This window comes from Pseudomonas sp. GW822-FHT04C11 (genome assembly GCF_058800905.1).
In genome coordinates this window covers 233,190-257,544 of record NZ_JBXAMS010000007.1, presented here as the reverse complement: position 1 = coordinate 257,544, position 24,355 = coordinate 233,190, and the positions used below count along the sequence as shown (strand labels likewise).

Annotated in this window: 23 protein-coding genes and 3 pseudogenes; 15 read left to right on the top strand and 11 right to left on the bottom strand. The window is 57.8% G+C overall.

Features of this window, described 5'->3' with window-relative positions; genetic code table 11:
- Positions 1-13: 13 nt before the first annotated feature.
- From AC1RJ3_RS14365 to AC1RJ3_RS14320, 10 genes and pseudogenes are all read left to right on the top strand, one after another.
- On the top strand, positions 14-487 hold the full coding sequence (locus AC1RJ3_RS14365) for an SMI1/KNR4 family protein (RefSeq protein WP_347928394.1): 474 nt from the start codon (positions 14-16) through the stop codon (positions 485-487).
- A gap of 207 nt (positions 488-694) precedes the next feature.
- Positions 695-1,636 (top strand): annotated as a pseudogene (locus AC1RJ3_RS14360) (RHS repeat-associated core domain-containing protein); the annotation flags it as partial.
- Positions 1,637-1,679: 43 nt separating this feature from the next.
- On the top strand, positions 1,680-1,907 hold the full coding sequence (locus AC1RJ3_RS14355) for a hypothetical protein (protein ID WP_347928395.1): 228 nt from the start codon (positions 1,680-1,682) through the stop codon (positions 1,905-1,907).
- A gap of 8 nt (positions 1,908-1,915) precedes the next feature.
- On the top strand, positions 1,916-2,404 hold the full coding sequence (locus tag AC1RJ3_RS14350; RefSeq protein WP_347928396.1) for a contact-dependent growth inhibition system immunity protein: 489 nt from the start codon (positions 1,916-1,918) through the stop codon (positions 2,402-2,404).
- Positions 2,401-2,643: an SMI1/KNR4 family protein gene (locus tag AC1RJ3_RS14345; protein WP_493079327.1), complete on the top strand. Its 243-nt coding sequence runs from the start codon at positions 2,401-2,403 to the stop codon at positions 2,641-2,643. The genes AC1RJ3_RS14350 and AC1RJ3_RS14345 overlap by 4 nt, the downstream gene beginning before the upstream one ends.
- A gap of 39 nt (positions 2,644-2,682) precedes the next feature.
- Positions 2,683-4,146 (top strand): annotated as a pseudogene (locus AC1RJ3_RS14340) (RHS repeat domain-containing protein); the annotation flags it as partial.
- Between the two features lie 12 nt (positions 4,147-4,158).
- On the top strand, positions 4,159-4,482 hold the full coding sequence (locus AC1RJ3_RS14335; protein ID WP_427547425.1) for a 3-hydroxydecyl-ACP dehydratase: 324 nt from the start codon (positions 4,159-4,161) through the stop codon (positions 4,480-4,482).
- Positions 4,483-4,514: 32 nt separating this feature from the next.
- Positions 4,515-5,525 (top strand): hypothetical protein, encoded by a 1,011-nt coding sequence (locus AC1RJ3_RS14330; RefSeq protein ID WP_493079326.1) that lies wholly within the window; start codon positions 4,515-4,517, stop codon positions 5,523-5,525.
- Positions 5,526-5,688: 163 nt separating this feature from the next.
- Positions 5,689-6,945, top strand: a pseudogene (locus AC1RJ3_RS14325) (RHS repeat-associated core domain-containing protein); the annotation flags it as partial.
- Positions 6,939-7,397, top strand: coding sequence for a hypothetical protein (locus AC1RJ3_RS14320; RefSeq protein ID WP_347928403.1), 459 nt, complete (start codon positions 6,939-6,941; stop codon positions 7,395-7,397). The pseudogene AC1RJ3_RS14325 and the gene AC1RJ3_RS14320, both read left to right, overlap by 7 nt.
- A gap of 136 nt (positions 7,398-7,533) precedes the next feature.
- Here AC1RJ3_RS14320 and AC1RJ3_RS14315 read toward each other — a convergent pair whose 3' ends face one another.
- The 3 genes from AC1RJ3_RS14315 to AC1RJ3_RS14305 all read right to left on the bottom strand — a co-directional run bounded on the left by AC1RJ3_RS14315 (position 7,534) and on the right by AC1RJ3_RS14305 (position 9,351).
- Positions 7,534-7,809 carry an HU family DNA-binding protein gene (locus AC1RJ3_RS14315; RefSeq protein WP_003195589.1) on the bottom strand — a complete coding sequence of 92 codons (276 nt, stop codon included), beginning with the start codon at positions 7,807-7,809 and terminating at the stop codon, positions 7,534-7,536.
- A 188-nt stretch (positions 7,810-7,997) separates the two neighbouring features.
- Positions 7,998-9,146 carry an NAD(P)/FAD-dependent oxidoreductase gene (locus tag AC1RJ3_RS14310; RefSeq protein ID WP_054594750.1) on the bottom strand — a complete coding sequence of 383 codons (1,149 nt, stop codon included), beginning with the start codon at positions 9,144-9,146 and terminating at the stop codon, positions 7,998-8,000.
- A 34-nt stretch (positions 9,147-9,180) separates the two neighbouring features.
- Positions 9,181-9,351: a rubredoxin gene (locus AC1RJ3_RS14305; protein ID WP_054594751.1), complete on the bottom strand. Its 171-nt coding sequence runs from the start codon at positions 9,349-9,351 to the stop codon at positions 9,181-9,183.
- Between the two features lie 201 nt (positions 9,352-9,552).
- On the opposite strand from AC1RJ3_RS14305, the gene AC1RJ3_RS14300 reads away from it, so the two are divergent.
- The gene (locus tag AC1RJ3_RS14300) at positions 9,553-10,116 is read left to right on the top strand and encodes a chorismate--pyruvate lyase family protein (RefSeq protein ID WP_493079325.1); all 564 of its coding nucleotides are present in this window, start codon (positions 9,553-9,555) and stop codon (positions 10,114-10,116) included.
- Positions 10,116-11,006: a 4-hydroxybenzoate octaprenyltransferase gene (ubiA, locus tag AC1RJ3_RS14295; protein WP_054594753.1), complete on the top strand. Its 891-nt coding sequence runs from the start codon at positions 10,116-10,118 to the stop codon at positions 11,004-11,006. The genes AC1RJ3_RS14300 and ubiA overlap by 1 nt, the downstream gene beginning before the upstream one ends.
- 90 nt (positions 11,007-11,096) lie before the next feature.
- Here the strand turns inward: ubiA and AC1RJ3_RS14290 are convergent, their stop codons facing one another.
- On the bottom strand, positions 11,097-11,480 hold the full coding sequence (locus tag AC1RJ3_RS14290; protein ID WP_493079324.1) for a COG4315 family predicted lipoprotein: 384 nt from the start codon (positions 11,478-11,480) through the stop codon (positions 11,097-11,099).
- 151 nt (positions 11,481-11,631) lie between these two features.
- On the opposite strand from AC1RJ3_RS14290, the gene phoB reads away from it, so the two are divergent.
- The 3 genes from phoB (at position 11,632) to AC1RJ3_RS14275 (ending at position 15,154) form a co-directional block, all read left to right on the top strand.
- Positions 11,632-12,321: a phosphate regulon transcriptional regulator PhoB gene (gene phoB / locus AC1RJ3_RS14285; RefSeq protein ID WP_003177195.1), complete on the top strand. Its 690-nt coding sequence runs from the start codon at positions 11,632-11,634 to the stop codon at positions 12,319-12,321.
- Between the two features lie 81 nt (positions 12,322-12,402).
- A complete protein-coding gene (gene phoR, locus AC1RJ3_RS14280; protein ID WP_219731270.1) occupies positions 12,403-13,689 on the top strand; it encodes a phosphate regulon sensor histidine kinase PhoR in 1,287 nt (428 codons plus the stop codon).
- 124 nt (positions 13,690-13,813) lie between these two features.
- Positions 13,814-15,154 (top strand): hemolysin family protein, encoded by a 1,341-nt coding sequence (locus AC1RJ3_RS14275; protein WP_054594756.1) that lies wholly within the window; start codon positions 13,814-13,816, stop codon positions 15,152-15,154.
- Positions 15,155-15,327: 173 nt separating this feature from the next.
- Here AC1RJ3_RS14275 and AC1RJ3_RS14270 read toward each other — a convergent pair whose 3' ends face one another.
- The 7 genes from AC1RJ3_RS14270 to AC1RJ3_RS14240 all read right to left on the bottom strand — a co-directional run bounded on the left by AC1RJ3_RS14270 (position 15,328) and on the right by AC1RJ3_RS14240 (position 24,132).
- Positions 15,328-16,224 (bottom strand): M23 family metallopeptidase, encoded by an 897-nt coding sequence (locus AC1RJ3_RS14270; protein WP_054594757.1) that lies wholly within the window; start codon positions 16,222-16,224, stop codon positions 15,328-15,330.
- 214 nt (positions 16,225-16,438) lie between these two features.
- The gene (locus tag AC1RJ3_RS14265; protein ID WP_103314791.1) at positions 16,439-16,828 is read right to left on the bottom strand and encodes a DUF6124 family protein; all 390 of its coding nucleotides are present in this window, start codon (positions 16,826-16,828) and stop codon (positions 16,439-16,441) included.
- A gap of 363 nt (positions 16,829-17,191) precedes the next feature.
- Complete coding sequence (locus AC1RJ3_RS14260; protein WP_054594759.1) at positions 17,192-18,142, bottom strand: response regulator; 951 nt, start codon at positions 18,140-18,142, stop codon at positions 17,192-17,194.
- Between the two features lie 180 nt (positions 18,143-18,322).
- Positions 18,323-19,084, bottom strand: a complete 762-nt coding sequence (phoU, locus tag AC1RJ3_RS14255; protein ID WP_054594760.1) for a phosphate signaling complex protein PhoU — start codon at positions 19,082-19,084, stop codon at positions 18,323-18,325.
- A gap of 74 nt (positions 19,085-19,158) precedes the next feature.
- Positions 19,159-19,992, bottom strand: a complete 834-nt coding sequence (gene pstB / locus AC1RJ3_RS14250; protein ID WP_054594761.1) for a phosphate ABC transporter ATP-binding protein PstB — start codon at positions 19,990-19,992, stop codon at positions 19,159-19,161.
- A 171-nt stretch (positions 19,993-20,163) separates the two neighbouring features.
- Positions 20,164-21,834 carry a phosphate ABC transporter permease PstA gene (gene pstA / locus AC1RJ3_RS14245; protein WP_054594762.1) on the bottom strand — a complete coding sequence of 557 codons (1,671 nt, stop codon included), beginning with the start codon at positions 21,832-21,834 and terminating at the stop codon, positions 20,164-20,166.
- Between the two features lie 15 nt (positions 21,835-21,849).
- Positions 21,850-24,132 carry an ABC transporter permease subunit gene (locus tag AC1RJ3_RS14240; protein ID WP_493079323.1) on the bottom strand — a complete coding sequence of 761 codons (2,283 nt, stop codon included), beginning with the start codon at positions 24,130-24,132 and terminating at the stop codon, positions 21,850-21,852.
- Between the last annotated feature and the right edge of the window lie 223 nt (positions 24,133-24,355).

Below are 24,355 nucleotides of genomic sequence, written 5' to 3'. Positions count from 1 at the left end.
ATTGGGATGAGTGATGATCGAAAACAAATTCTCAGATGACGAAACTGCTATTATCTCAGCGGATCTGGATCATCTGGAATCCACTATCGGAAAGAAACTACCGCCCCACTTTCGAAACCATTACCTCAAGTACAACGGCGGCATGCCGGAACGAGCTTATTGGGTCAGCGAAGACTTTTTCGACCCCATCGAAGTCGCCTCTTTCAGGCCGATTACCTATGGTGAACCCACGCTGCTGTCCACCTATCAGTTGATGCTGAAGAAACAAGTTCTTCCTGCACATCTCCTTCCTTTCGCAGACGACCTGGGCGGCAATTTCTTTTGCTTGAACCTTGATTCGGGAGCCATCAGTTATTTCACGACTGACACGTTTGATAGTGACCTTAGCCCGGAAGAGAACCAGGCTGAATCCGAGAAGCCTATTTGCTCGAACTTCCTCCGTTTCGTTCAAGGACTGATCGATGAGGATGATGTGGACGAGGAATAAATGAGCGAACGCCACAGGGCTTGCTTCGAAACGCAAATCCTGTGGCGAGGGAGCTTGCTCCCGCTGGGCGGCGAAGCCGCCCCAAAACAGGCTGACGCATTCTCCAGATAAACCGCATCAGCCGGCTTACGACGGCTGCGCCCCCGAGCGGGAGCAAGCTCCCTCCCACGGATCGCCTACACCTCAAAAGCAGGCATGTAACCCGCCTTCACCGACCTGCAAGGCAACGCCCAGCCCCTGAGCTTCGCCTACGATGCCACCGGCCAGTTGCTCGCCGAAAACAGCGCCGCCGGCAGCCTGCACCACCACTACGACGAACTCGGCAACCTGATCCAGACCCAACTGCCCGACGGCCGCTGGCTCAATCGCCTGTACTACGGCAGCGACCACCTGCACCAGATCAACCTCGACGGCCAGGTCATCAGCGACTTCGAACGCGACCGCTTGCACCGCGAAGTGCTGCGTACCCAAGGCCAGATCAGCACCCGCAGCGAATACGACCGTAGCGGCCGCTTGCGCTCACGCCAACGTCGCCACGGCAGCCAGCCATCACTGATGCCGGCCCCCGTACAAAAACATTTCGAGTACGACCCCAATAACAACCTGATCGGTCGCCTGGATCAACAACCCACCGGCCAGCATCGGCAATTGCTGCACTACGACGCCACCGGCCGCATCATCGCCAGCCAGGACAGCCTGCACGGCCAGCGCGAAACCTTCGCCTACGACGCCGCCGCCAACCTGCTGGACGGCCCGCAACCCGGTGCCGGGCTGGTGGTGCACAACAAACTGCTGACCTTTCAGGACAAGCGTTACCGCTACGACGCCTTTGGCCGGCTGATCGAAAAGCGCAGCGCTAAACGGGGCCTGCAACGCTTCGCCTACGACGCCGAAAGCCGGTTGATTGAAGTGCGCAACGAAAACGGCAGCGTGGTCAGGATGACCTACGACCCGCTGGGCCGACGCATTGAAAAAACCGAGCACGACACCCACGGCTACCCACTCGGAGAAACCCGTTTCACCTGGGACGGCTTGCGCTTGTTGCAGGAACATCGCCATCAGCAGACCAGCCTCTACCTCTACGAAGACGAAGGTTACGAACCCCTGGCCCGCGTCGACGGCACCGGCCCGCTGCAAAAAATCCGCTACAGAGCAGGTGTTGATAAGGCCTTTTGATGCAAGTGGTAAGCCTGTGAACTATCGTGTAAGAGTCGATAATATGGTTAAGCAGACAAACTCACCACCGAGGTTAATTGATGCCAAAGCCTCCACAACGGCTGGTTATACTAAGAACCAGAAAAAGGGCTACCCGCTGATACTCAAACACGGTGGGACGATAGAAAGTGGTTCGTTCAAAGGCACCGCCATCAAGGCTTCTACCGTCGAACGTAACGACCCACAAACAATTTCCAACTTGTGAGCCCCAGCATGCAGAAACACGACGCGATAATTTTCGAATGCAACGATAACTACTATATTATCCAACGATCAAAGCAAGCCCCCGATGCAGCTATTAGCGCTAGCGAAAACGTCGCACTGACAAAAAAACTGAATAGGGCGACTACGGATGAAGAGATCGGTTCAGCTGTTATTGAAGCTATCAATAACTATGGGAAAATCGCACCAGAGTTCTCGCCTTGGCAGCTCAAGGAGCTACGTGCCCAGCTATGTAAATGGACAGAATCCAAAACTTACCCTTCCCTGATGAGAAACAGCCGCCTGATTTCCGTTGAAAAGGACTTCCAGCACGAATCAGTTTCTGTTATCCCCTTCGACAACTTCAATATTAATGCATGGGAAACGCTGCTGGAGGCCAAAGCTATAACACTGCCCATGACTCCTACAAATACTGAGGTCGGAGAAGCTGTCAGGAAGGCTTTTGAAATAGCGACCTATCACCCTCAAAAAAATAATTGATAATTTCCGCCCTGATAAATAAAAACCAACAACGATTGAACACGTATTCTCGAAAAGACGAAGCCGCGATTAGCCCAGTAGATATCGACAATCTTGAGTCGACGTTTGGAAAGAAGCTATCTCCCTCCTTTCGAGATCACTACCTCAAGTACAACGGTGGAATTCCAGGGCGAACCTATTGGCTTGGTGGAGCTTTTGACGAGCCTCTGGGGTTGCCGCCTTCAAGCCCTTGGGATTGACCTTTGGGGCCAGCTACCGGGTCTGGGGTAATATGCACGGCCGGTAGTCTGCAACACCACTACGACGAACTCGGCAACCTGATCCAGACCCAACTACCCGACGGCCGCTGGCTCAATCGCCTGTACTACGGCAGCGGCCACCTGCACCAGATCAACCTCGACGGCCAGGTCATCAGCGACTTCGAACGCGACCGCCTGCACCGCGAAGTGCTGCGCACCCAGGGCCAGATCAGCACTCGCAGCGAATATGACCGCAGCGGTCGCCTGCGCTCACGCCAACGCCGACACAGCAGCCAGCCCTCGCTGCTGCCGGCAGCGGTGCAAAAGCACTTCGAGTACGACGCCGCCGCCAATCTGCTGGACGCCCCGCAACCCGGTGCCGGGCTGGTGGTGCACAACAAACTGCTGACCTATCAGGACAAGCGTTATCGCTATGACGCCTTTGGTCGGCTGATCGAAAAACGCAGCGCTAAACGGGGCCTGCAACGCTTCGGTTACGACGCTGAGAGCCGGTTGATTGAAGTGCGCAACGAAAACGGCAGCGTGGTCAGGATGACCTACGACCCGCTGGGCCGACGCATTGAAAAAACCGAGCACGCCCCCCACGGCTACCCACTCGGCGAAACCCGCTTCACCTGGGACGGGCTGCGCCTGTTGCAGGAACATCGCCATCAGCAGACCAGCCTCTACCTCTACGAAGACGAAGGTTACGAACCCCTGGCCCGGGTCGACGGCACCGGCCCGCTGCAAAAAGTCCGCTACTACCACAACGACCTCAACGGTCTACCGGAACAGCTCACCGAAGCGGACGGCCACAACGTCTGGCAGGCGACTTATCGGGTATGGGGCAACACGTTAGAGGAGGTGCGCGAGCCGTACTACATCGAAGAGCAGAACCTGAGGTTTCAGGGGCAGTACCTGGACCGGGAGACGGGGCTGCATTTCAATACGTTCAGGTTTTATGATCCGGATGTGGGGCGGTTTACGACGCCGGATCCGATTGGGTTGGCGGGGGGATTTAATCTCTATGTTTACGCACCTAACCCCTTTACTTGGATAGACCCGTTGGGGCTAGCCTGTGGTCCAGCCACCAGGCAGAACTCAAAAGGGAGATGGATCGATGCCAAGGGCAAATTTGCGAATAAACCTAATGTCTCCAAACTTCCGTCGCTGAAAGGGAAATCCGTGCAACAGGTGGAGAAAATCCTCCGGCAAAACGGCTATACCAGAACGAATCCAGCAAATACCAGGAACCAGCGTTGGGTACACTCTGATGGTTCAGAAGTCCAGATTCATGCTTATGGGAATACGAACCCCACACCGTTCAAAGGATCGAACAATGCTCACAGTCACAAATCATTAGGTAGACATGGAAACCCAGGCACCACTGAATTAGCTAATGACGGAAAAACAGCCGTCAGCACTCATTCCTCGGAAGCGCACATCGGAATGAAAAACCCGCCAGATTACCCAACGGTTTCGGGCAGACCTCACGAAAGTTAGAAGGTAACCATAATGTCGGCAGAGTTTATATTGTCTTTTAAGAATACAATCTGGTACACGACCAATCTCAAAGAGATAGTGCGAAAAATCACCGGCCTTAGAACTTTTTCCAAGAGCTTGCAGGAAAAAGAATTCCGATTGATGGGCACCGAGCCCAGAAGTCCGGGAGATTGGAACTACGACGTCCGTCTCTTCCTAGAAAAAGAACGTATTTTTTTGGAGATTAGCGCTCACCCTTCCAGCATCGAAAATGACCTGTCTGCTTTTTTCGATTGGATCAGGTCTCATACCGAAATTGCAATTGATGATGAGGATGGAGCGCCCTCAAACTGGTAGTAGATCTGGAGGAATAACAGGCAAAAACCAACATGAATATATTCGAACTCCTTTCATACAAGCTTGATAGTTTCCTGAACATCCGTCCAAATCCGAAAGCGCTGGGCGCTGTTTTTTACCAAGAAGACGAGCCTTCACTGCTGTCTGTCGCCGCTAGAAAACACAACGGCTCGACCTTCTACATCAGCCGCTGGCACGATTTGTTTTCCTTAAGCGTCTTCGAAAAATCCATGTCAAAAAACGGTTTCACGGAGCCGGACTGCTATGCCCTGCTCTTGGTCCTGTCCCGCTTTGGCTATCTGCTTGAAATCGACAACCGTCAACGAACCAATAAAGACTATTTTATTTTCTTTTTTCTGACTCAGTTAATCAGTTTGAAGAACAGTTCTCTCGACGCGGATGCCCAACTCAGGAACTATATGCTCAGGTTCCTGCTTTTCGAATTGAGTATTGACGACGAAGCGTATCGTCGGTTCAGCATCAAGGATAATCATCTGGTAATGGCTACCGACACCCGGGGGGCTATAGCTTTTTTGGAGGTTATCGACTTAATCTACAAAGCGATCAAGTTCGATAGCAGAAAAGAACATATATTGCTAAGCACGTTAAAAAACTACCAAACAAGCCTCGTCACATTATTGACCGAGCCCGACGACACAAACTACCGTTTCAGACTAAATGATCGCCATAGCGAATACATGTATCCCGATGTATTTTTGCAGGCATACGCTAAAAACAAGAGACAGATATTTCATATTTTGATCGACACGATCAACCCCCTTCAATCAACGGAAAATCTGTTTGTCTCCAATATCATTTTAATGAACTATTCCTTTTACATTCTGAAAAACAAGCCTCGTGAAATTCTAAAGTTGAAAAAATACGTCAACAATGAGGTACTGTTCAGAAAACTTCTGGAAGCAATAATTACTCGTCGAATGGCAATCAATAAATCGTCATTCGAAAAAACATCCATAGACCAGGACCTTTCCTTGATAAAAGACAATTCGACCTCGTTCTACAATATTTTGTACAGCCTATAGATGCTCTCACAAACGAGAGAACCGCGCTGATGCGCATGCCGTAACCGACAAAGAGCAAGGTGCAATGGAAGGCATACAATTGCGCAACAAGCGCAACGATTGCGCGGCGGCCAGACGCTTGCGTCGGATAAATAACCCGCATGTCTGACGCGCTTTGGGCCGCCCGGCTGGGCGCTGGCTCAATCGCCTGTACTACGGCAGCGGCCACCTGCACCAGATCAACCTCGACGGCCAGGTCATCAGCGACTTCGAACGCGACCGCCTGCACCGCGAAGTGCTGCACTACGACGCCACCGGCCGCATCATCGCCAGCCAGGACAGCCCGCACGGCCAGCGCGAAACCTTCGCCTACGACGCCGCCGCCAACCTGCTGGACGCCCCGCAACCCGGTGCCGGGCTGGTGGTGCACAACAAACTGCTGACCTATCAGAACAAGCGTTATCGCTATGACGCCTTTGGCCGGATGATCGAAAAACGCAGCGCTAAACGGGGCCTGCAACGCTTCGCCTACGACGCCGAAAGCCGGTTGATTGAAGTGCGCAACGAAAACGGCAGCGTGGTCAGGATGACCTACGACCCGCTGGGCCGACGCATTGAAAAAACCGAGCACGACACCCACGGCTACCCACTCGGAGAAACCCGCTTCACCTGGGACGGCCTGCGCCTGTTGCAGGAACATCGCCATCAGCAGACCAGCCTCTACCTCTACGAAGACGAAGGCTACGAACCCTTGGCCCGCGTCGACGGCACCGGCCCGCTGCAAAAAATCCGCTACTACCACAACGACCTCAACGGCCTGCCGGAACAGCTCACCGAAGCAGACGGCCACAACGTCTGGCAGGCGACTTATCGGGTGTGGGGCAACACGCTGGAGGAGGTGCGCGAGCCGTACTACATTGAAGAGCAAAACCTGCGGTTTCAGGGGCAGTACCTGGACCGGGAGACGGGGCTGCATTACAGCACCTTTCGTTTTTACGACCCTGATATTGGACGTTTCACCACGCCTGACCCCATTGGGCTGACCGGCGGCTTGAATCTGTATACATATTCTCCGAACCCCTTTGGCTGGATAGATCCATGGGGCTGGTCGTGCTGGAGTACAGCACGGAAAAAATTCTGGAAGGAAGAAGCAACAACCAATCCGTCGCGCTACTCAAAAAATAACCTGGCACGTATGAAGGGCGGTTCGGCTCCTCAGATGAAAGTGGAATTTATTAACCGCAAAACAGGCGCGGTTGAGGAGCGAGTTGTTTCAATGGAGCTACACCATCGTGACATACCGCAACGTACAGGCGGTACCGGCGTCCATGATTCGAAAAATCTTGATGCGCTAACACCGTGGGAACATGAAGCAGCAGATCCCTTCAGGCATACCGGATATGATCTATCCAAAATAATCACGGGAATCGACAAATGGTAAACCTTGAAGACGTTAAGTCATTCGTAGAGAGCAACCGCTATCAAACAACACTGCTTGATATTAAAGAACACTTGAATCTCGACATTAACGAAGGTCAACCTTCGGACAATCTTTTCCAATACGACGCCAATAAAATTAATGTTGCCAATGTAGAAATTGAAGCGCTAGAGCGCGTTATTGACCAAGGAAAAGTAAGCCTTGCAGCCTTTATGGAGGCAAAACTATCGAAGCTCAAACAAACCGCGCACGAGCAGGAAGGAAATCAGGGTGAGGACAAGATAATCAAGGTCCTGCCCTTCTATAAAAATTTCCTGATTATCTATTTACTTGAATTGTACTTCCTAGAATATAATCCGAGCGGCCTGGATGTTTACTTGAAAGGCATACGCATTCCTAACAGTAAAAAATATAAAGATCAGCTTATTGCGATCTACACTGCTTTGGATAATTAAAACAAGCCGATTAAATAATGTTGTTCAGTGCCTCGTGAGTCATGCCCGACGCCAAGGCTAACAAAAATGGGCACCCGACCCAGTCGGCGTGCCCATTTTTTTTACCGCCCCGCCTCCCTTCGAGACGGTACCGCTCTTACGGGTTGACGCTGTCTTTGAGCGACTTGCCCGGCTTGAACGCAACGGTGTTGCTCGCCTTGATTTTCACCGGCTCACCGGTTTGCGGGTTTTTGCCGGTGCGCGCGCCACGGTGGCGTTGCAGGAAAGTACCGAAGCCCACCAGGGTGACGCTGTCTTTACGGTGCAGAGCGCCGGTGATTTCTTCGAGGACGGCGTTGAGTACGCGGTTAGCCTGTTCTTTGGTGAGGTCAGCCTTTTCAGCGATTGCTGCGGCGAGATCTGGTTTACGCATGAGTGAAGCCTCTTTGACGGTTTTTTGTTGTTATGTCCGTGCTGTTCTTCCGGAACAGCGCCCAAGGCGCCGCAGGCTCTACTCTGCGGCAGACGGAGTGAGGATGGCATGCGGTTACGAGCGGCGCCAGTCTCGGGGCGACCTTTGTAGAGGCAAAAGCGGGGTGATTCCGACAGAACGACCGGTATTTACGCCAAAAGCGCCGGAAGCTCCTTGTTTAGAGCCAGTTTCTCCATCACTGCCGCCCCGGTGAGCGCGTAACCCAACAATTTTCCGCTGGCGTCACGGCACAGCGCCTTGATGTCGGCGCCCTGCCCTTCGACGGTCCAGGCACCTTCAAAACCCCGTGGTGGCGGGGAAACCACCAATGGGCAGACCGGTGTTTTCACGGTAATCGGCATCGCACCGTAGCTGACCGCTGTCGGGTTGCCGGCCAGGGTTTGCGCCAGCGCACGCGCACAACTCATCAGGGGCATCACGTACAGCAAATTCAGCCCATCGACCTCGGCGCAGTCGCCCAAGGCATAAATATTGGCGTGTGAGGTCTTCAGATGACGGTCAACGACCACACCGCGGTTGATCTGCAAGCCGGCAGCGGCCGCCAGATCGATGCGCGGGCGCAGGCCAATGGCGGAAACCACGACGTCGCAGGGGATCACCTGGCCATCGGACAAATGCCCTTCGAGCCCGTCATCGGTGCGTTGCAAGCTATTGAGTACCGGGCCGAGGTGGAACTGCGCGCCCAGGCTTTCCAGCCCGGCCTGCACGGCTGCGGCTGCCGCCGGGTGAAGCAGCGTCGGCATGACTTGTTCGCACGGCGCGACCAGTTGCACCTCATAACCACCGAGGATCAGGTCGTTGGCGAACTCACAGCCGATCAGGCCAGCGCCGAGCAACAACACCCGACGCTTGCCGGCAGCCGCTGCCCGAAAGCGCGCGTAGTCTTCGAGGTCGTTGATCGGGAAGATCGCCTCGGGCGCATCGCCCTGCACCGGCACGCGCACGGTTTCCGCGCCCCAGGCGAGGATCAGATCGCGATAGGCCACGGCTTCTTCGCCGATCCACAGGCGTTTGTGGCCCGGGTCGATGCCGCTGATGCGCGTATGGGTCCGCACTTCAGCCTTCAGCTGTTCGGCCATGGCGCCAGGCTCGGCCATGCTCAGGCCATCGGCGTCCTTGTTCTTGCCGAAACCGGTGGAGAGCATCGGTTTGGAGTAAGAGCGTCCGTCATCTGCGGTAATCAGCAGCAGCGGTGTTTCGCCATCGAGTTTGCGAAACTCCCGGGCCAGGTTGTAGCCAGCCAGCCCAGTGCCGACGATCACGACAGGTGCGTTCATTCCTTACTCCTCTTCAATTCATCAAAATCTGTGATCAGGCAGCGATTTCGATCATTTCGAAATCCATTTTGCCGACGCCACAGTCTGGACACAGCCAGTCTTCCGGTACGTCCTGCCACGGGGTTCCGGCCGCGATGCCGTCATCCGGCCAGCCGTCGGCTTCGTTGTAGATCAGCCCACAGACCACGCATTGCCACTTTTTCATTACTTGTTTCCTCAGGTTCTCAGGCTTTTACCGGCGCGAACGATCACCCGATAAGGGTTTGCCGTCCGGCTCAAGGCGTTTTGTACTGATCGGGCGCAGCAGATGCAAGCCTGTTCGCCGCCACTACCCGGTCTGATCAGTCAATATCACCGACCGACATGGTAAGCTCGCCGCCTCATTTGCTGCCAATACTGACTCACTGTGCCGCACTCAAAACCCCTCGCCCCTGCTCTGCTCTGGCTGCCACAACGCCAGCTGACCCCGCTACCTGACGCGCAAACCCTCGACTGGCTATTCGATGAGGGCTCGCTCACCCGTCGCCTGACCCGTTTGTCGGATGACGGCTTCAGCGTGACGCCGCTGCTCGAAGGCTGGCAGCCTTTGCGCGCAGACGAATGCGCCGCACTGGAATTGCCCGAAGGCAGTGAAGGCTGGGTTCGTGAGGTGTATTTGCGCGGTCATGGCGAAGCCTGGGTGTTTGCCCGCAGTGTCGCGGCACGCAGTTCGTTGCAGGACGGCGGGTTGAATATGGATGAGTTGGGCAGTCGCTCCCTGGGCGAGCTGTTGTTTTGCGATCAGGCGTTCCAGCGCCGCGCCATCGAGGTTTGTCACTATCCTGTCGAGTGGTTGCCCAGCGAATCTCAAGCGCCGCAACTGTGGGGTCGGCGCTCGCGTTTCGACCGGGGGGACCTGAGCGTGCTGGTTGCGGAAATATTCCTGCCAGCCCTGTGGCGCGCTGCCGGCGCGAATACGGAGAACTGCTGATGTACCAAAGCCTGCTCAAGTCATTGAATCGCGTGAATCCGCGCGCCTGGGACTTCATTCAGTTAACCCGCATGGACAAGCCCATCGGCATTTACCTGCTGTTGTGGCCAACGTTGTGGGCGCTGTGGATTGCCGGCAAAGGCTCGCCATCATTGGCCAATATCGTGATTTTCGTCCTTGGCGTGGTGCTGACCCGCGCAGGTGGCTGCGTGATCAATGACTGGGCCGACCGGAAAGTCGACGGTCACGTGAAACGTACCGAACAGCGACCCTTGGTCAGCGGCAAGATCAGCTCCAAAGAAGCACTGGTGTTCTTCGCATTGCTGATGGGCGTGAGCTTCCTGCTGGTGCTCTGTACCAACGCAGCCACGGTCTGGCTGTCGTTTGGCGGTCTGGCGCTGGCCGCCACTTACCCGTTCATGAAGCGCTACACCTATTACCCGCAAGTGGTACTGGGCGCGGCATTCTCCTGGGGCATGCCGATGGCGTTCACCGCCGAAACCGGTGAACTGCCGGCCATCGCCTGGTTGCTGTGGATTGCCAACCTGCTGTGGACCGTAGGCTACGACACCTATTACGCCATGACCGATCGCGACGACGATTTGAGGATTGGTGTGAAATCCACGGCGATTCTGTTTGGCGATGCCGATCGGGTGATCATTCTCACCCTGCAAGGCCTGGCCTTGGGGTGCCTGCTGCTGGCCGGATCGAAATTCGAGCTGGGCGGCTGGTTCCATCTCGGGCTGCTGGCTGCGGCCGCGTGCTTTGCCTGGGAGTTCTGGTACACCCGCGACAGGGACCGACTGAAGTGCTTCCGGGCCTTCCTGCATAACCATTGGGCCGGGTTGGCGATTTTCGTCGGGATCGTGCTGGATTACGCAACTCGCTGAGGACTCGTAAAGATCGCAGCCTCCAGCAGCTCCTACACTAATACCGTAGGAGCTGCCGATGGCTGCGATCTTTTAGCCCTAACCGCCAGGTTACATAGGCTTGGCGACGTGCCACGCGCCACTCATCATCCCTTCACCGGTCTTGTCACCGGCCTTCTTGTCCTTCACAAAGGTGTACAGCGGCTTGCCGTAGTAAGCCCATTGCATCTTGCCGTCGTCGCGCTTGATCACCGTCCAGTCACCCTTGGACTTATCGGTGGCGGCAGCCGCCAGCGGTGGCCAGTTGGCAGCGCACTGGTCATTGCACATGGACTTGCCCGCCGCATCCTTGTCAAAGGTATACAAGGTCATGCCCTTGCTATCGACCAGCATGCCACCCTTCTCCATCGCTGGATCAGCGGCAAAGGCCATTGTCGGTAATGCCAGGGCAGCGGCCAACACCAGGGCTTTGAACGATTGAGCGTAGTGAGTCATGGAAACCTTCCTTTGTGGTTGTCAGGATTCGAACTTAGAGCGTAGTTCAGGATTGCGCTGATCGCCGCACGGCTAAAATACTGTCACACGACTGCAATAATTCCGTTATCTAATGCGGCGCAAGACAGTTAAATGACAAGAGGATTAAGGCATGGTTGGCAGGAGCATTCTGATCGTCGACGACGAAGCGCCCATTCGCGAAATGATCGCCGTTGCGTTGGAAATGGCCGGCTATGACTGCATGGAGGCCGAAAACTCCCAGCAGGCCCACGCCATCATTGTCGACCGTAAACCGGACCTGATCCTGCTCGACTGGATGCTTCCCGGCACGTCAGGCATCGAGTTGGCCCGCCGTCTCAAGCGTGATGAGCTGACCGGGGACATCCCGATCATCATGCTGACCGCCAAGGGCGAAGAGGACAACAAGATCCAGGGCCTGGAAGTCGGCGCTGATGACTACATCACCAAGCCGTTTTCACCGCGCGAGCTGGTTGCACGCCTGAAAGCCGTGCTGCGTCGTGCCGGCCCTACCGATGGCGAAGCACCGATCGAAGTCGGCGGCCTGCTGCTGGACCCGATCAGCCACCGCGTGACCATCGACGGCAAACCCGCCGAGATGGGGCCGACCGAATACCGCTTGCTGCAGTTTTTCATGACCCATCAGGAACGCGCCTACACCCGCGGGCAATTGCTCGATCAGGTCTGGGGCGGCAATGTGTATGTCGAAGAGCGCACCGTCGACGTGCACATTCGTCGTTTGCGCAAAGCTCTCGGCGATGCCTACGAGAATCTGGTACAAACCGTGCGTGGCACCGGCTACCGGTTTTCTACCAAGGCCTGAGCCGGCCCTTACCTGCTCGACACGCTGACAAGGACGCAAGTTTAAGTGAACCAAAACTGGCATGGCACTCTGATCCGCCACATGCTGTTACTGGTCACCGGCTGCCTGGTGATCGGCCTGATTACTGGCTATTACGGCTGGAGCCTGGCCGCAGGCCTGGGCATTTACCTGGCCTGGACCCTCAAGCAATTGCTGCGCCTGCACGAGTGGCTGCGCCTGCAAAAGCCCGACGAACCACCACCCGATGGCTATGGCCTGTGGGGCGAAGTGTTCGACAGCATCTACCACCTGCAACGGCGCGATCAGCGCGTGCGCGGACGCCTGCAAGCGGTGATCGACCGGGTTCAGGAGTCCACCGCAGCGTTGAAAGACGCGGTGGTCATGCTCGACAGCGACGGCAACCTGGAATGGTGGAACCGCGCCGCCGAAACCCTGCTGGGCCTCAAGACCCCGCAAGACAGCGGTCAGCCGGTGACCAATCTGGTGCGTCATCCGCGCTTCAAGGAATATTTCGAGCAGGACAACTATGCCGAGCCGCTGGAAATCCCTTCGCCGACCAACGACCGGATGCGGATTCAGCTGTACATCACCCGTTACGGCAACAACGAACACTTGATGCTGGTGCGCGACGTCACCCGCATTCATCAGCTTGAGCAAATGCGCAAAGACTTCATCGCCAATGTCTCCCACGAACTGCGCACGCCGTTGACGGTGATCTGCGGCTACCTGGAAACCCTGCTCGATAACGTCGAAGAGGTGAATCCGCGCTGGAGCCGTGCGTTGCAGCAAATGCAGCAACAGGGCGGACGCATGCAGACGCTGCTCAATGACTTGCTGCTCTTGGCCAAGCTCGAAGCCACCGATTACCCGTCGGACAACCAGCCGGTGCCGATCGACAACCTGCTGCAATCGATCAAGAGTGATGCCCAGGCGCTGTCCGGGCAGCGCAACCAGCACATCACCCTGGAAGCCGATCCGTCGATTATGCTCAAGGGAAGTGAAGCCGAGTTGCGCAGTGCGTTCTCGAACCTGGTGTTCAACGCCGTCAAATACACTCCGGACGGCGGCAACATCCGCATCCGCTGGTGGGGTGACGAACAAGGTGCGCACCTCAGCGTGCAGGACTCGGGAATCGGCATCGACAACAAACACCTGCCGCGCCTGACCGAGCGCTTCTACCGCGTAGACTCCAGCCGCAACTCCAATACCGGCGGCACCGGGCTGGGCCTGGCCATCGTCAAACACGTTTTGTTACGTCATCGTGCGCGAATGGAGATCAGCAGCGTGCTCGGCCATGGCAGCACGTTCACCTGCCATTTCGCGCCGGCACAGGTGACAAAATCGCGGGTCAACTCGCTGACCGACTAGCGCGAAGGTTGACTGAACACTAGGCAATCGACCTGTCAGCCGCTACATTGGCTGACTTGGGCCTGCCTTTCAGGCTCGGCAATCCCCTTTCTTTTCGAATATACGGAACCCGCAAAACTCCATCATGGACCCTTCCCCTGGCGTGACCCTCGCTTCACTCTTCGCCGATTTCGGCATGATTCTTTTTGCACTGATCCTGGTTTTGCTCAACGGCTTCTTCGTTGCGGCGGAATTTGCCATGGTCAAACTTCGCTCGACCAAGGTCGAGGCCATTGCCCATAAAAACGGCTGGCGCGGGCAGATCCTGCGCACCGTACACAGTCAGCTCGACGCTTACCTGTCGGCGTGTCAACTGGGTATCACCCTCGCCTCCCTGGGCCTTGGCTGGGTCGGTGAACCGGCGTTCGCGCACATTCTCGAACCGTTGCTGAGCGCAGTCGGCGTCAACTCGCCGGAAGTGGTCAAGGGCGTGTCGTTCTTCACCGCCTTCTTTATCATTTCGTACCTGCACATCGTGGTCGGCGAACTGGCCCCAAAATCCTGGGCCATCCGCAAACCCGAGCTGCTGTCGCTGTGGACGGCGGTGCCGCTGTACCTGTTCTACTGGGCGATGTACCCGGCCATTTACCTGCTTAATGCCAGCGCCAACACGATCCTGCGGATTGCTGGCCAAGGTGAACCCGGCCCTCATCACGAGCACCATTACAGCCGCGAAGAACTGAAACTGATCCTGCACTCCAGCCGCGGCCAGGACCCGAGCGACCAAGGCATGCGCGTACTTGCCTCGGCCGTGGAAATGGGCGAGCTGGAAGTGGTCGACTGGGCCAACTCCCGGGAAGACCTGGTGACGCTGGAGTTCAACGCGCCGCTCAAGGAAATCCTTGCGCTGTTCCGTCGTCACAAATTCAGCCGCTACCCGGTGTACGACAGCGAACGCCAGGAGTTCGTCGGCCTGCTGCACATCAAGGACCTGCTGCTGGAACTGGCGGCGCTGGACCACATTCCCGAGTCGTTCAACCTGGCCGAGCTGACCCGCCCGCTGGAACGCGTATCGCGGCACATGCCGTTGTCGCAGTTGCTGGAGCAGTTCCGCAAGGGCGGTTCGCACTTTGCCCTGGTTGAAGAAGCCGACGGCAACGTCATCGGCTACCTGACCATGGAAGACGTGCTGGAAGTGCTGGTCGGCGACATCCAGGACGAACACCGCAAGGCCGAACGCGGGATCCTCGCCTACCAGCCAGGCAAATTGCTGGTGCGCGGTGACACACCGCTGTTCAAGGTCGAACGCCTGCTGGGCATCGATCTGGACCACGTCGAAGCGGAAACTCTCGCCGGGCTGGTCTACGAAACCCTGAAACGGGTGCCGGAAGAGGAAGAAGTACTGGAAGTCGAAGGTTTGCGGATCATCATCAAAAAGATGAAAGGCCCGAAGATCATTTTGGCCAAGGTGCTGATGCTCGATTGAACCCTGCGCGAGCCCGCTGTTGTGGCGAGGGAGCTTGCTCCCGCTGGGTCGCGTAGCGGCCCCAAACCCTGCAATCGCGCTCGTCCTGACACACCGAGCTGATCTGTTTGGGGACGGCTTCGCCGTCCAGCGGGAGCAAGCTCCCTCGCCACAATTGATCGCAGTGACCTGGATTATTGCTTGCCGAGCGCAAAGTTCGGCAAGCTGCCCACCGGTTGATTGAACTGGTACGGAATCGACACCAGCCCCAACCCGCTATTGCGCTGCACCACGAAGTGCAGGTGCGGCCCGCTGCTGTTACCGGTATTGCCCGACAACCCCAGCGCACTGCCGACTGCCACCCGCTGACCTTCGCGCACACACACCGAGCCGCGCTGAAGGTGCAGGTACACGCCCATGGTCCCGTCATCGTGCAGCACTCGCACGAAATTGCCCGATGGGTCGGTGCCGCGTCCGCTCTGGTGGTTTTCGGTCTTCACCACCACCCCGCCACGCGCCGCGATGATCGGCGTGCCTTCAGGCATCGCGATGTCCATGGCGTAACGGTTCTTGACCCCAAAATGGCTGTATCGGCCATTAGGACCCTGAGTCAGGTGGAACGGGCCGCCACGCCACGGCAGCGGATACCGATAGGCCAGCGTGGTATCTGTGGGGTTGCCCAGCGAATAGTTGAACGTCGGGGTATAGGCCAGCGGCTTGCCCGGCGTAATCGCCGTGAGCAACGCCAGACGCACGGTGCTGCGCGCCGGCAACACCCGGCGGATCGGCTGTGCCGGCGCACCGTTGACATTCTTCAGCCCGGTGAAGCTCAGCTCGACCTCTACCGGCGCATACAAATCGTTGCGCACAAACACACTGTGCGTGTCCCTCTGCTTCTTGATATCGAGAAGTACCTGGCGCTCAAGGTGCTCCTCCATGCGGTCGCGGAACACAAAGATCCGCGCGCCATGCGATGGGCGGTCACTGTAGGAGACCACACCCGTCACGCTGGTGGATTTGTAAATAGTGATGGCCACAGCCGAGGTGGAGGCCATAAACAGACCACAGAAAAACAGCAATCGCGCGAACATAGGCAAGGTTCTGTCGAGGAAGGCCTGAAAACAGCCTAGCAGCCAGAATCGACCTGCGTAGTCGGCAGATGTTTCAAATGATCGCTCCCAAACCTTTGATGATCGTTCCCACGCTCCCGCGTGGGAATGCATCCTGTGACGCTCTGCGTCACGCACCAAAGCGGACGCGGAGCGTCTGGGGCGGCATTCCCACGCAGAGCGCGGGAACGATCAGCTACATCTTGACCCGGTACTCCGTTGGGTTCGGTGGGTCGAGGTTGTCCATGGCGCGGTCGATCAGCAGTTGGGCGCCTTCGGCCATGCGGTAGATGGCGAGGGCGACATTGCGGCGGGAGCCTTCGATTTCGAAGGCGAGGTCGCCGGCGATGGCTTTGATGGAGGCGATGTCTTCGGAGGCGTTGGCCAGGAGGCTGTCGGTGTCGACGTCGGGGGCGACGATGAAGAGTTGGCCTTTGCGAGCGTCGGCCAGGTGGATCTTGGGTGGGGGCGTGCCCAGATGGTGGTCGAGGGCGCGTTCGGCGGCTTCGTGGAGCTTTTTCGAATCGATGGATTCGTAGGGGGAAGTTGCTGGGTCTTCTGGTGGATTTGGTGTTGGCTTAAACATAGGTGAAACTCCGCAATATGGAGCTGACCCTGTTTCGCTTGCACTTCGAAAGAGGTGGCAGCTGTGCATAGGTGTGCAAGACCGGCGGAGTTACCCGGCAGACCCGAAGGTCTCCCATACACAGCAGCCATAACGATTCGCGAGCATAGAAAAACGCTCGATGAATTGCCATAACCCATTGTGTACCCCGCCGGACTTGCACGTCCGTGTCACCGTTTTTTGGTGACAAGGTGAGACTAGCCGCGAACCACTGGCCGGACTAGTTACCGAACACCGCTACAACTTGAAGGAAATGTCCGAGGAAGTGGGGCTGTGATGATCGTTCCCACGCTCTGTATGGGAACGATCAGAGAGGTGAGGTACTTACGCGCCCGGTACGAAATGCTTCTGCGCCGTGCCGCGGGCGATCAGGCGGGAGATGTAGTCGAGCTTTTGCGCGTCCTGGTCGACGAAGCGGAAGGTCAGTTGCAGCCAGTCGCTGTCGGGTTTCGGCTCGTGAGCGACGATGGCGTGCAGGTAGCCGTTCAGGCGGGCGACTTCGGCGTTGTCGCCCTGCTCCAGGTCGAGCACGGCGCTGTCGAGCACTTGCGGCAGGGTGTCGGTGCGCTTAACCACCAACAAGGCTTCCTTGATGCTCAACGCTTTGATGACGCAGGGCTGAGTACCACTGGGCAAGCGCAGTTGACCTTGGCCACGACCACCGGCCGGGGCCGCGGACGCCGCTGGTGCCTTGACCGGCGGGCTGTTGAGCAGACCGCGAGAAGGCGCGGCAGCGGCAGCCGGTGTGGCGGCGGCGGGCTTGGCGAACGGATTGACCGCAGCCGCTGCAGGGGCGACGACCGCAGCCTTGCCGCCCGTGAGCGCGCTGAGGGAGTCGTTGCCGAACGCCGAATTCATCTTGGTGGGTGCGCTGTTCATCAAGGTGTCGAGTTTGCCGACCTTGTTCAACGCCTGCTTGACCTTGGTCAACAGCTGCTCGTTGGTGAACGGTTTGCTGACATAGCCGGAAACGCCGGCCTGAATCGCCTGAACCACGTTTTCCTTGTCGCCACGGCTGGTAACCATGACAAACGGCATGCTCTTGAGATTGTCCTGCTCACGGCACCAGGTGAGGAGTTCGAGGCCAGACATTTCCGGCATTTCCCAGTCGCACAGGACCAGGTCGAATGCTTCCTTGGCCAGCATGGCCTGGGCCTTTTTGCCGTTGACGGCATCTTCGGTCCGGATACCCGGGAAGTAGTTGCGCAGGCACTTCTTTACCAGGTCGCGAATAAACGACGCATCGTCCACGACCAACACACTGATCTTGCTCATCCAACACCCCTATAAAAATCCCGGCAAGCATAACGCTGGCTGATGGCACTTTGCCAAAACTCTTCAGTCACGCCGGGACTTTTCGTTCGCGGGTGCTGCTTTTTCATTCGGCGTTTCAATTCGAAAGCCACACAAACAAAAACGCCCGACCACAAGGCCGGGCGCTTTACTTGGGCAATCTTACTTATCGTCAGCTTTGCCCGGAACATTAGCGCTTTCGGCACTTGTGCCTTCAACTTCTTCCTTCATGCGCTTGAGGCCCAGGTGACGGACATCGGTACCGCGCACCAGGTAAATCACCAGCTCGGAAATATTGCGTGCGTGGTCGCCAATCCGCTCCAGCGAGCGCAGCACCCAAATAATGCTCAAGACCCGCGTGATAGAACGCGGATCTTCCATCATGTAGGTCGCCAGCTCGCGCAGCGCGGTCTTGTATTCACGGTCGATGACCTTGTCGTACTGGGCCACCGACAGCGCCAGCTCGGCGTCGAAGCGGGCGAAGGCATCCAGTGCGTCGCGAACCATGTTGCGCACCTGGTCGCCGATGTGCCGAACTTCGACGTAACCGCGCGGGGCCTCGCCTTCTTCGCACAGCTGGATGGCACGGCGGGCGATTTTGGTCGCTTCATCGCCGATGCGTTCCAGGTCGATGACCGACTTGGAGATGCTGATGATCAACCGCAAGTCGGACGCAGCCGGCTGACGACGGGCCAGAATGCGCAGGCATTCTTCGTCGATGTTGCGTTCCATCTGGTTGATCTGGTCGTCGATCTCGCGCACTTGCTGGGCCAGGCCCGAGTCCGCTTCGATCAGTGCAGTGACCGCATCATTGACCTGCTTTTCGACCAGCCCGCCCATGGCCAGGAGGTGGCTGCGCACTTCCTCGAGCTCAGCGTTGAACTGCTGGGAGATGTGGTGGGTAAGGCCTTCTTTACTAATCATGTTGGCGTCCTTGGAGCGTCCGGTAAGGTGCGGTCTACCGCAGCGATGGTTAAGCGAGCAACGCTAGCGGCATCCTAGCCATAACGACCGGTGATGTAGTCTTCGGTCTGCTTCTTCGCCGGATTGGTGAACAGGGTATCGGTGTCGCCGAATTCCACCAGTTTGCCCATGTACATGAACGCCGTGTAGTCGGAAACCCGCGCGGCCTGTTGCATGTTGTGGGTCACGATGACAATGGTGAACTTGGATTTCAGTTCGTAGATCAGCTCTTCGACTTTCAGCGTCGAGATCGGGTCGAGTGCCGAACACGGTTCGTCGAGCAGCAGCACTTCCGGCTCGACCGCGATGGTACGAGCGATCACCAGACGTTGCTGCTGACCACCGGACAAGCCCAGGGCCGACTCGTGCAGACGGTCTTTCACTTCATCCCAGAGTGCCGCGCCTTTCAACGCCCACTCGACGGCTTCATCGAGCACGCGTTTTTTGTTGATGCCCTGAATACGCAGGCCGTAGACCACGTTTTCATAGATGGTTTTCGGGAACGGGTTCGGCTTCTGGAACACCATGCCGACGCGACGACGCAGTTCGGCCACGTCTTCGCCCTTGCGGTAGATGTTGTTGCCGTAGAGGTTGATCTCACCTTCGACACGGCAGCCATCGACCAGATCGTTCATCCGGTTGAAGGTGCGCAACAGCGTTGACTTGCCGCAACCGGACGGGCCGATGAATGCGGTCACGCGCTGCTTGGGAATGTTCATGCTGACGTCGAACAGCGCTTGTTTGTCGCCGTAGAACAGGCTCAGGCTCGGCACTTCGATGGCCACGGTTTCCTGTGCCAGGTTCAGGCTCTGTTTGTCGCGACCCAGGGCCGACATGTTGATGCCGTGGGTGTGTGTTTCGTGCTGCATGGGAAACTCCCTGTGCTAACAAATTCGGTTCGGTTGACCGCAGGCCTGGCCTGCGATTACGCAATTCTTTGTAGGAGCAAGGCTTGCCTGCGATGGGGCCGGTGAGTGTTAACCGGTTCAACGCGGTGATGCCATCGCGAGCAAGCTTTGCTCCTACAGGGTCGGTGGTGATTAGCTATCCAAAGCTTTGTATTTCTCGCGCAGGTGGTTACGGATCCACACTGCCGACAGGTTGAGCGTGGCGATCACCAGCACCAGCAGCAGCGCCGTGGCGTACACCAGCGGCCGTGCGGCTTCGACGTTCGGGCTCTGGAAGCCGACGTCATAAATGTGGAAGCCCAGGTGCATGATTTTCTGATCGAGGTGCAGGTACGGGTAGTTGCCGTCCACCGGCAGCGACGGCGCCAGTTTCACCACACCCACGAGCATCAGCGGCGCCACTTCACCGGCGGCGCGAGCCACGGCGAGGATCATCCCGGTCATCATCGCCGGGCTGGCCATCGGCAGCACGATCTTCCACAAGGTTTCAGCCTTGGTCGCGCCGAGGGCCAACGAGCCTTCACGCACGGTGCGAGGAATCCGCGCCAGGCCTTCTTCGGTGGCCACGATCACCACCGGCACCGCCAGCAGCGCCAGGGTCAGCGAGGCCCAGAGCAGGCCCGGCGTACCGAACGTCGGCGCCGGCAAGGCTTCAGGGAAGAACAAACGGTCAACCGAGCCGCCGAGTACGTAAACGAAGAAGCCTAGACCGAACACGCCGTAAACGATCGCCGGAACGCCCGCCAGGTTGTTCACCGCGATGCGGATCAAGCGGGTCATCGGTCCCTGGCGTGCATATTCACGCAGGTAGACCGCTGCCAGTACGCCGAATGGAGTAACGATCATCGCCATGATCAGGGTCATCATCACGGTGCCGAAGATCGCCGGGAAGATCCCGCCTTCGGTGTTGGCTTCACGCGGGTCGTCGCTGAGGAATTCCCAGACCTTGTTGAAGTAGAAACCCAGCTTGGTCAGGTAGCTCATGGCGTTCGGCTGGTAGGCATGAACCACTTTGCCGATGCCGATTTCAACTTCTTTGCCGTTGGCATCGCGAGCGGTCAGGCTGTCGCGGTTGAACTGCGCGTGCAGGTCGCTCAGGCGTGCCTCGACGTCTTTATAACGAGCGTTCAGCTCAGCGCGCTCAGTGTCCATGTCGGCTTGCGCGGTCGGATCGAGCTTGCCTTCAAGCTCCAGCTTGCGGCCGTGCAGGCGAATCCGCTCAAGGCCTGCGTTGATCGCGCCGATGTCGGTTTTTTCGAGGCTTTTGAGTTGTGCCGCGAGCTTGTTGACGCGGTCCACCCGCGCTTGCAGCTCCGGCCAGGCCGCTTCGCCTTCAGCGATGACCTTGCCGTCCTGTTTGACGTTGAGCAGGTAGCCGTAGAAGTTGCCCCACTCACGGCGCTCGATGGTCATCAGCTCGCGCGGCGTGCTCTGGTCGGTCAGCCACTCGCCGACGATCCAGGTGAAGTCATTGCCGTTGATGTCACGGTTGCCGACCTTGATCAGCTCGCGGGTCATGAATTCCGGACCTTGGTCCGGCACAGGCAAACCTGCGGTTTTCAGACGCTCACGCGGCACTTCTTCCTTCTGCACCACTTCGCCGATGACGACATGGTTGGCCTGGCCCGGCACGTTGTAACTGGCGTGCATCAGGTCTGCCGGCCAGAAGTGGCCCAGACCGCGCACGGCAATCACCGCCAGCAAACCAATGGTCATGATGACCGCGATGGACACCGCGCCACCGCTGATCCAGACGCCGGGGGCGCCGCTCTTGAACCATCCTTTCAGGGAGTTCTGTTTCACAGACTTCTACCTTTCTTAAAGCGACGAGTATTTCTTGCGCAGACGCTGACGGATCAGCTCCGCGAGGGTGTTCATGATGAAGGTGAACAACAGCAGCACCAGCGCCGAGAGGAACAACACGCGGTAGTGACTGCCGCCGACTTCCGATTCGGGCATCTCTACCGCGACGTTGGCGGCCAGGGTGCGCAGACCTTCGAACAGGTTCATTTCCATGACCGGGGTGTTACCGGTGGCCATCAACACGATCATGGTTTCCCCGACCGCACGGCCCATGCCGATCATCAGTGCCGAGAAAATGCCCGGGCTGGCGGTCAGGATCACCACGCGAGTCATGGTCTGCCATGGCGTGGCGCCGAGGGCCAGGGAGCCCAGCGTCAGGCCGCGCGGCACGCTGAATACGGCGTCTTCGGCGATCGAGTAGATGTTCGGGATCACCGCAAAGCCCATGGCCAGGCCGACGACCAGTGCGTTGCGCTGGTCGTAGGTGATGCCCAGGTCGTGGGAGATCCACATGCGCATGTCGCCGCCGAAGAACCACGCTTCCATGTACGGGCTCATGAACAGCGACAACCAGCCCACAAACAGAATCACCGGGATCAGGATCGCGCTTTCCCAGCCGTCCGGCACTTTCAGACGAATCGACTCGGGCAGGCGACTGAAGATGAAGCCGGCTACCAGAATGCCGATCGGCAAGAGCATCAACAGGCTGAAGATGCCCGGCAAGTGCCCTTCCACATACGGTGCGAGGAACAGGCCGGCGAAGAAGCCGAGGATCACCGTCGGCATCGCCTCCATCAATTCGATGACCGGTTTGACCTTGCGGCGCATGCCCGGCGCCATGAAGTAGGCGGTGTAGATCGCCGCAGCGACCGCCAGCGGTGCAGCCAGCAGCATCGCGTAGAACGCGGCTTTCAGCGTACCGAAGGTCAGTGGCGAAAGGCTCATCTTGGGTTCGAAGTCGGTGTTGGCCGCGGTCGATTGCCAGACGTATTTAGGCTCGTCGTAGTTTTCGTACCAGACCTTGCTCCACAGCGCGCTCCACGAAACTTCCGGGTGCGGGTTGTCGAGCAGCAGCGGTTGCAGCTTGCCGCCCTGCTCCACAATGATCCGGTTGGCACGCGGCGACAGACCGAAGAGGCCTGCGCCATCCACCACCTGATCCACCAGCAAGGTGCGGTGAGCGGTGCTGTGGAACACCCCGAGCTTGCCGGCAGTGTCGAGGGCGACGAAGCCTTTGCGACGCTCTTCGGCGGTGATTTCAACGATCGGCGTGGTGCCCATCTGGAAGGTGCGGATCTGTTTCAGCCGTTGCTCGCCATCGGTATCGCGAGCCATGAACCACTGGGCCAGACCACCCTTGGAGTCGCCGATGATCAGCGAGATGCCGCCCACCAGTTGAGTACTGGCGGTCACTTGCGCTTCGCCGTCATCCAGCAGTTTGTAGCGACCGTTGAGGCTCTTGTCGCTCAGGCTGAAGACATCGGCCTGGGCGCGACCGTTGACCACGTACAGCCACTGCTGACGCGGGTCGACGAAGATGTTCTTCACCGGTTCGGTCATTTGCGGCAGTTCAATGCGCTTCTGCTCGTTGGTGACCTCACCGGTCATCATGTTTTCTTCGCTGCTCAGCGACAGTACATGCAATTGCGAACCGGTAGAGCCGGCGAGCAGCAGGGTCGAATCGGTCGCATTGAGGCTGACGTGCTCCAGGGCACCGCCCTGCTCGTTCAGTGCGATCGGCGTTTCGCCGTACGGGAATTCGATGGCCGGCGAGATGGTTTTCTTGCCTTCCGGGTAACTGACTTTATAGGTGTGGCGGAACACCAGCGCCTGACCGTTGGACAAGCCCACGACGACCAGCGGATGGCCGGGCTGGTCTTTACCAATGGCGGTTACGCTGGTGCCGGCCGGGATCGGCAGGTCAATGCGGCTTAGCTCGGCGCCACTGTCGACATCGAAAAACAGCGCCTGGCCCTTGTCGGAAACCCGCATGGCGACCTGGTTCTGTTCTTCGAGGGAGATCATCAGCGGTTTGCCGGCGTCTTGCATCCAGGCCGGGGTGATCGCGTCTTTTGCCGTCAGGTCGGCGCCCTTAAACAGTGGCGCAACGACGTAGCCAAGGAAGAAGAAGATCAGCGTGATCGCGCCGAGTACGGCAAGGCCGCCAACGAGGACATACCAGCGGGTCAGGCGATCTTTGAGCGCGCGAATGCGGCGCTTGCGTTGGAGCTCAGGCGTATTGAAGTCAATTCGCTTGGGGGGATTGGTAGTCATTGGGGAATTGGCCAGATCATTCATGCGCACACCCTAGCGATCCTGTATGACAGAAAGATGACAATGCAGTGACGCAACAAATCCGCCGCCCGTGTGAACTGGCAGCGGACTGGAAAATTGGGAGGTAGGAGCAATCTGTGGCGAGGGGGCTCGCCCCCGTTGGGGAGCGAAGCTCCCCCTAAAATCAGTCACCGCATTCTAAGCATCGACCGATTTACGACTGCTTCGCAGTCGAGCGGGGGCAAGC